We start from the raw sequence: 7,556 nt of genomic DNA on the forward strand, positions 1-7,556 counted from the left end.
TTTCCATTAAACCATGAGAAGAAATGTGACAAGATTAGTGGATATATTACTTTTAAAAGAAAAATGAGATTTTTTTCAGTTGATTTATGAAAAGAATTAAAAATTGTATTCAAAAAATTCTAAATATATTGACATCAGACGTGAATCAAAGTAGTATTGCAAATGTAAAAACGTTTACATTTCAAGAAATAAGGTGTTAGAAAATGAAATGTACAATAAAGGATGTAGCAAAAGAAGCTAGGGTTTCAATAGCAACTGTATCAAGAGTTATTAATAATCAAGATAAAGTAAAAAGCTCTACCAGAAGAAAAGTAGAAGCAGCTATTAAAAAGTTGCAATTTAATCCGAATCAGATCGCAAGAACATTGATTAACGGAGAGACCAAATCAGTAGGGTTAATCGTACCTCACTTGTCAAATGATTATTGGTCTCAAGTTGCGGAAGTAATTCAAGAAGAACTATGGCAGTTAGGATATACAGTAATGCTTTGTACAACATCTGTTGTAGAAAATCCTGTTGAAAGAGAAATAGCCTTTTTGAAAAACTTTATTAATAGAAATGTAGATGGGATTATTTTTGGTACACTAAGAGATTTTAGCAGTTTTAATCATCCGGATATTAAAGAAATATTGGAAACAAAAGAAGTTTCAATTGTTGCATTTGATCAAAGAATTCCAGGCATTAGCTCAGTCAATGGAGACCATATGGATGGAGCGCAAATAGCTGTAAAACATTTGATAGAATTAGGTCACAAACAAATAGCTTATATTGGCGGTACCCTTTTAAATCCTGATAGAGAATTAGGCTATAGAAATGCCCATGTGATAAAAAATCTAGCAGTCAACGAATCTATTATTAAACGAGGAAGTGCTACTTTTGATTTTGGTTATACATCTATGGTAGAACTTCTCACCTCAAATGAGGAATTTACCGCGTTATTCTGTGGGAATGATCTTATCGCTGTTGGAGCTTTACAAGCAATAGAAAGCAAGGGGTTGAAAGTTCCGGAGGATGTAGCAATCGTTGGCTATGATGATATAAATATTTCCACGATGATTAAACCGGCATTAACGACGATCAGGCAGCCAATAAAAGAAATGGCTAAATCAGCTGTTGAATTATTGGTTGAAATGATTGAGACTCGTGAAACAATTGAAATCGCTCCAAAAAATTTGATGTTTCAAATGGAGTTGATAATTAGAGAGAGTGCTGGATTATTATTAAAGAAGCAATTAAAAAAGGTTTAATAATTTCTTTTATTTACAAATTGTTTCTGAAAGATATGAATGGCAGGAGATGAAAGTGATGAAGGCTGCAGCTTTGGTCAAACCCGGAAGTTTTTCAGTGTTCGACGTAGATATTCCGATTCCAAAACCAAATGAAGTTTTAATAAGAGTTCAAGCTTGCGGGGTTTGCTCTTCCGAGTTAGGTCTTTGGAAAAATAATAATATGAAAATAGATTATCCTCTCTTTATTGGCCATGAGGTTAGTGGAATTGTGGATGAGGTTGGAGATGAAGTTACACAATTTTCACCCGGTGACCGTGTTACTGTTTTTACAGAAAAAGGAGGTTATTCAGAGTATGTAGCTGTTCCAGAGAAGGCAGTAATCAAAATTGCCGACCATGTTCCTTTTGAATTAGCTTTGGGTGAACCAATTGCCTGTGCTATGAATGGGACTAAAAGATCTGGGGTCCAAGTAGGAGATACTGTAGTAATGATTGGTCTCGGATTTATGGGCAGCCTTATTTTACAAGGAATAAAACTAAAAGGGGCTTCTAAAATCATTGCAATTGATCCGAGGGAAGAGTCACATGTTCTTGCAGCGAAACTAGGAGTAGATGTGGTATTAAATTCAAATGAGGAAGAACTCGAGAAAAGGGTTTTAGAACTAACTGGCGGTCTCGGTGCAGATGTCGTAATAGAGAGCACAGGTTATCAGGAGCCGTTGAATTTAGCGACTAAGCTCGTGAAAGTTCGTGGAAGAATTGTAATATTTGGATACCATCAGGGTGGACCAAGAACGATTGATTTGCAAACATGGAATTGGAAAGGCTTAGACATCGTTAATGCCCATGAAAGAGACCCTGATGTTTATATTGAGGGAATGCACACGGGAATAAAACTATTAAATAATCATCAACTCAAGATGGAACCACTAGTTACACATTTTTTTACAATTGATCAGATAAACGACGCTTTTGAAACGGCAGCCCAAAAACCACAAGGCTTCATAAAAGCTGTCATAAGAAATGATTAATGGAGGTGGAATGAACTATGATCCAACCCATGAAATTAGAAATAGTTTCATCCGAGTTAATCAATGGCTGGATAAGGAAGTAAGTAGTCGTTGATGGGTGGTAGACTCCAGTGAATTTAATTAACTATTTAGGAAAGGGTGAAACGTTATTTTGACGAAAATAAGAGTCGGTGTGATTGGATTAGGAGAAGTATCACAAATTATTCATTTACCCATTTTAAGAGCATTATCAAATCAATTTGAAATAGCTGCTCTATGCGATATTTCACCACAATTACTTGATGTTCTGGGAGAAGTGTATCAGGTACATAACCTATACACAGATGCATTCGAATTAATTAAGCAAAATGATTTAGATTTAGTAATGGTTTTAAACAGTGATGAGTACCATACGGAATGTGTTCTTTCTGCCATTAAAAACAAAAAACATGTATTTGTAGAGAAACCAGTTTGTTTAAATTTAGCTGAAGCGGATGCCATAATCAAAGCTCGTGATGAAGCGAATGTACAAGTAATGGTAGGGTACATGAGACGTTATGCTCCAGCGTTTACACAAGCCGTAGAAGAAGTCAAAAAATTAGATCAAATTAATTACGTAAGAGTTCGAGATATTATTGGTGAAAATAGACTTATGATCGAACAATCTAGTAAAGTTTATCGCTTTAATGACATTCCTGAAAAAGCCATTACAGAAAAATATAATCGTGGAAAAGAAATGGTAAAAGAAGCTTTAGGTGATGTTCCAGATGAATTATATAATACCTACCGTTTACTTTGTGGTTTAAGCAGTCACGATCTATCAGCAATGAGAGAACTAATAGGCGTACCAAAACGAGTGGTTTCTGCTGTGCAATGGAGTAGTTTTATAACTGCTGTTTTTGAATATGATGGCTTTTATACAGTCTTTGAGACAGGAGTGGATAAGCAAAGACGGTTTGATGCTCATATTGAAGTGTATAGTCCTGCAAAATCACTTAGGGTACAATACGACACCCCATATATTAGACATTTACCAACCAATCTTCATATTAATGAAACGATCGATGAAGAATTTAATCAAACTATCGTTCGACCTACATATAAAGATCCATACACCCATGAATTAGAATATCTCTATGATGTTGTGACAAAAGGAATAAAACCAAAAACATCAATGGAAGACTATAAAGAAGATTTAAAATTATTTAAGGAAATCATAGAAGTTTTAAAAACTAGTTACGTAACAAATTAAAATGGCGAGGGGCCTAAAATAAAATGCCAGACAGTTTTGGGTGCCCTTTTCTTCTGTTAGTACAAACTTGAAAGCTGTGCGAATTTGAGGTTAGGTGGACCTATTTTCTCAAATGAGAAGGACCCTTGGAAACTAGCTAAATTATATTAAGAATATGGATTTTCTGCAGCCTATTGCCAGTTTTGTGTTTAGAAAGAGGAAATTCAAAGATAGGAGGGTTATTCCTTTGGAGATAGTTACTAATAAAGCGGTTAAGGAAAGAAAAGTAATCAGGTCTCATACCACCTTAAGGAAAATGAAAAAACATTGGCAATTCTATATATTAATTATTCCGCCAATGTTATATATTATTATTTTTAAATATTTACCACTTGTTGGGTTACAAATTGCCTTTAGGGATTTCAATGTGGTAGGCGGTATATGGGGTAGTGAATGGGTAGGGCTGGACCACTTTATAAGATTTTTTGATTCACCGCAATTTTGGTCGATTTTAGGTAATACATTGAAAATTAGTGTTGTTACGTTAATTTTCACCTTTCCAGCACCAATCATTTTGGCATTGTTATTAAATGAAGTACGTGCCGGAATGTTTAAAAAGATTAGCCAAACGATTACCTTTGCACCACACTTTATTTCAGTAGTCGTTATGGCTGGTATGATTCTCTTATTTCTTGATCCCACAGTCGGAATCTTACCAAAAATCTTTCAATTATTTGGATTTGATCCTGTCAATTATTTGGCAAGTGTAACAAATTTTAAATTTGTATATGCTTTGTCAGAGGTGTGGCAACATACAGGTTATTCGTCCATCCTTTATCTAGCTGCTCTTGCTGGTGTTAATCCCGAATTATATGAGGCAGCCAAAGTGGATGGAGCTTCAAAGTTGCAAAAGATTTTGCATGTAGATATTCCTGGGATTCTTCCAGCCATTGTTATCCTTTTAATATTGGCAATTGGAGAGTTAACAAGTGTTGGATTTGAAAAAGTATTATTACTACAAAATCCGGTAAACTTACCTGGTTCCGAGGTTATTCCAACATATGTTTATCAAATTGGTCTTATAAATGCTAGTTATAGTTATGGAACAGCGATTGGTATTTTTAACTCTGCTATTAATTTCATATTACTGTTTGTAGTGAATTGGATTGCCAGAAAAACTTCAGACAACAGCTTATGGTAATTCCAGTTTTTAAAGGAGGATTAGCTTGAGGAATACAAATGCTATTAGAGAACCTTTAGGAGATCGGATATTAACAATTTTTATTTACGCAACCTTATTTGTTATTTTGATTGTTGTCCTTTACCCGCTGCTAAATATACTAGCATCATCATTTAGTAGTGCTGGAGCAGTCATAAAGGGAGAAGTAACCATTTTCCCGAAAGAACCGACTCTTTTGGCGTATAAAACGGTGTTTGAAAACAGCCAGGTTGTAACAGGCTTTGCTAATACTATTTTTTATACTGTTGTCGGGACGATTATTCAACTTATATTAACCATCCTGATTGCTTTTCCACTATCAAGAAAAGAATTTGTGGGCAGAAACCTAATCATGATGCTGATTGTATTTACCATGTTTTTTGAAGGCGGCCTTATCCCAACCTATATGATTGTTAAAAACTTGGGATTAGTTGATACCAGGTGGGCATTAATCATTCCTAAGGCGCTCGGTGTCTGGCAGGTTATTATTGCCGTAACCTTTTTTAAAACTACCATTCCAAATGAACTTTATGAAAGCGCTCAACTGGATGGATGCAGCGATGTTGGATTTATTTGGCGAATCGTAATGCCATTGGCAAAGCCGATTATTGCTGTCTTGGTACTAATGTATGCAGTAGGGAATTGGAATTCATATTTTGATGCATTAATTTACTTGAATTCACCGGATCTCTATCCATTGCAATTAGTACTGCGAAATATCTTAGTTTTGAATCAAGTGAATACGCTCTCACCTCAAGTTGCATATAAAATGGCACAATTGCAAGGTTTAAGTGACATCATGAAATATGCACTGATTGTCATATCTAGTTTACCAATTCTATTATTCTATCCTTTCGTCCAGAAACATTTTGTAAAGGGAATGATGATTGGATCTGTAAAAGAGTAGATTCCTTACCTTTTACTTTTTTTAAAGGGTTCATTAGGGGGCGATGCTATTGATTTATTAAGTAGGTTTTAGTAATCATAATCCTACCTATTTTTTATCATATGTAAAATAGTCCAAAAAGGGGAGCGATAAAATATGAAAAAGGGACTGGGGAAAGTTTTCGTTGTGATCTTAGCGTTGCTTACTGTGTTGGCAGGATGTACGTCGGATAAAACAAATGGGGATAAAAATGCAGATGGGAAAACCATAGTCACTGCATTTTCAGCTATAAGACCGAGTATAACTGATTTTAACGATAATGAGTTGACGAGGAAAATTGAGAAAAAACTGGATATTGATATTAAATTTCAAACCACTCCTGATGATGGTGCGAGACAAAAGCAAAGTTTATTATTAGCCAGTGGTGATTATCCTGCTGCATTTATCGGTGGAGATTTTAGTGGGATTGAACAATTGAAATATGGAAAACAGGGTGTTTTTATCCCTTTAAACGATTTGATTGATAAGTATGGACCAAATATTAAAGCAGCATTTAAACAGCAGCCTTGGATTGAAAAGGCAATTACAATGCCAGATGGCAAAATCTACGGGTTACCAGGTATGATGGGGTGCTATCATTGTACCTATCCAATCAAAATGTGGATTAATAAAGACTGGTTAAAGAACTTAAATTTGGAAATGCCGCAAACACCAGAGGAATTAGAAAAGGTTTTAACAGCATTTAAAAATAATGATCCAAATGGTAATGGAAAAAAAGATGAAGTACCACTTAGTGGAATACCAAATGACCAAGAAATGAACCCTATTAATTTTATCATGAACGCCTTTATTTACACCAATCATGGTAACTATATTAAGGTAAATGATGGGAAGTTAAGTTTTGTGGCCAATCAACCGGAGTGGAAACAAGGTCTTGAGTATATGCGTAACCTTTATTCTAAGGGACTATTTGATCCGCAAACGTTTACACAGCAAGATGAAGGGGTTAAACAACTAGCAAACAAAGGTGATAAACCACTATTAGGAACTTTCGCAGGACTTTGGTCCGGGGCTGTATTGAACATAGAAGGTGATTCAGACCGTTGGACAAAGTATGAAGCCATTCCGCCGCTTAAAGGTCCAAGCGGAATACAAGAAACAGTGTACAATGGGAATTCAGCTAGTTCAGCTAAATTTGTCATTACAGACAAAGCAACAAAAGAACAGCAAATTGCTGCTATAAAAATTGCAGACTACGTTTACTCACAAGAAGGCGCTTTAGATGAAATGTTTGGTATAAAAGGGACTGGCTGGTTTGAACCTAAGGAAGGAGATTTGGGAGTGGATGGAAAACCTGCTATTTTCCGAAGAGGTGAACTTGATCCAGAAAAACCTTCTAATATTCTTTGGGATAATGATTTTACTTACTTAACAGAAGACCTTTATCACGGCCAAGCAGCCTCACAGGATATTAATATCTTAGATGGATATGAAAGATATCTCTATTTACAAACAAAAGAAAAGTATGATGGTCACCGTCCAGCGGAAACACTATTAAATGACGTGGTTGACCCTGAGAAGGCACAAAGAATTGCAGAAATAAAAGCAGATCTCCTAAGCTTCGTTCAAGGAAGTGCAGTTCAATTTATTATCGGCGAGAAAAATTTAGAAAAAGATTGGGATGCATATGTAAAAGCGTTCAATAAACTGGGTGTGGATGAATACCTTGCAGCTTACCAAGAAACCTATGATGCTATTGACAAATAATAGATAGTCTAACCTGTAATCGAGAAAATGAATGATTTATATTCGTAAGGGTGTGCCATTTTCGGTACACCCTTTTTACTATACTTCAGATTGTAAGGCAATACAAAAAGCTGAATGCACAGTAAGCCCGTAATCAAATAACGCATATAAACGAGTCGGCACCTCCGGTACGATAGACGTATCAATCAAAGGAGGTGCCATCTTTATGCCAACCA

Annotated in this window: 6 protein-coding genes; all 6 read left to right on the forward strand. The window is 35.5% G+C overall.

The window, feature by feature from the left end:
• Window positions 1–203 precede the first annotated feature (203 nt).
• The 6 genes from ACIQCO_RS21070 to ACIQCO_RS21095 all read left to right on the forward strand — a co-directional run bounded on the left by ACIQCO_RS21070 (window position 204) and on the right by ACIQCO_RS21095 (window position 7,341).
• On the forward strand, window positions 204–1,247 hold the full coding sequence (locus ACIQCO_RS21070) for a LacI family DNA-binding transcriptional regulator (RefSeq protein WP_400432157.1): 1,044 nt from the start codon (window positions 204–206) through the stop codon (window positions 1,245–1,247).
• 58 nt (window positions 1,248–1,305) lie between these two features.
• Entirely contained in the window at window positions 1,306–2,259 is a 954-nt protein-coding gene (locus tag ACIQCO_RS21075) for an MDR/zinc-dependent alcohol dehydrogenase-like family protein (RefSeq protein WP_400432160.1), read from the forward strand.
• A 151-nt stretch (window positions 2,260–2,410) separates the two neighbouring features.
• Window positions 2,411–3,490 carry a Gfo/Idh/MocA family protein gene (locus ACIQCO_RS21080; RefSeq protein ID WP_400432162.1) on the forward strand — a complete coding sequence of 360 codons (1,080 nt, stop codon included), beginning with the start codon at window positions 2,411–2,413 and terminating at the stop codon, window positions 3,488–3,490.
• A gap of 226 nt (window positions 3,491–3,716) precedes the next feature.
• Complete coding sequence (locus tag ACIQCO_RS21085; protein ID WP_400432165.1) at window positions 3,717–4,670, forward strand: ABC transporter permease; 954 nt, start codon at window positions 3,717–3,719, stop codon at window positions 4,668–4,670.
• A 25-nt stretch (window positions 4,671–4,695) separates the two neighbouring features.
• Window positions 4,696–5,595, forward strand: a complete 900-nt coding sequence (locus ACIQCO_RS21090) for a carbohydrate ABC transporter permease (protein WP_400432168.1) — start codon at window positions 4,696–4,698, stop codon at window positions 5,593–5,595.
• A gap of 135 nt (window positions 5,596–5,730) precedes the next feature.
• Window positions 5,731–7,341: an extracellular solute-binding protein gene (locus tag ACIQCO_RS21095; protein ID WP_400432171.1), complete on the forward strand. Its 1,611-nt coding sequence runs from the start codon at window positions 5,731–5,733 to the stop codon at window positions 7,339–7,341.
• Window positions 7,342–7,556 lie beyond the last annotated feature (215 nt).

The sequence above is a fragment of the Neobacillus sp. NPDC093127 genome (assembly GCF_044754175.1).
In the GTDB taxonomy this organism is placed as follows: domain Bacteria; phylum Bacillota; class Bacilli; order Bacillales; family Cytobacillaceae; genus Neobacillus.

Coding starts and splice junctions, on each gene's coding strand:
- ACIQCO_RS21070 (WP_400432157.1), top strand. CDS start 204: ATGAAATGTACAATAAAGGATGTAGCAAAAGAAGCTAGGGTTTCAATA.
- ACIQCO_RS21075 (WP_400432160.1), top strand. CDS start 1,306: ATGAAGGCTGCAGCTTTGGTCAAACCCGGAAGTTTTTCAGTGTTCGAC.
- ACIQCO_RS21095 (WP_400432171.1), top strand. CDS start 5,731: ATGAAAAAGGGACTGGGGAAAGTTTTCGTTGTGATCTTAGCGTTGCTT.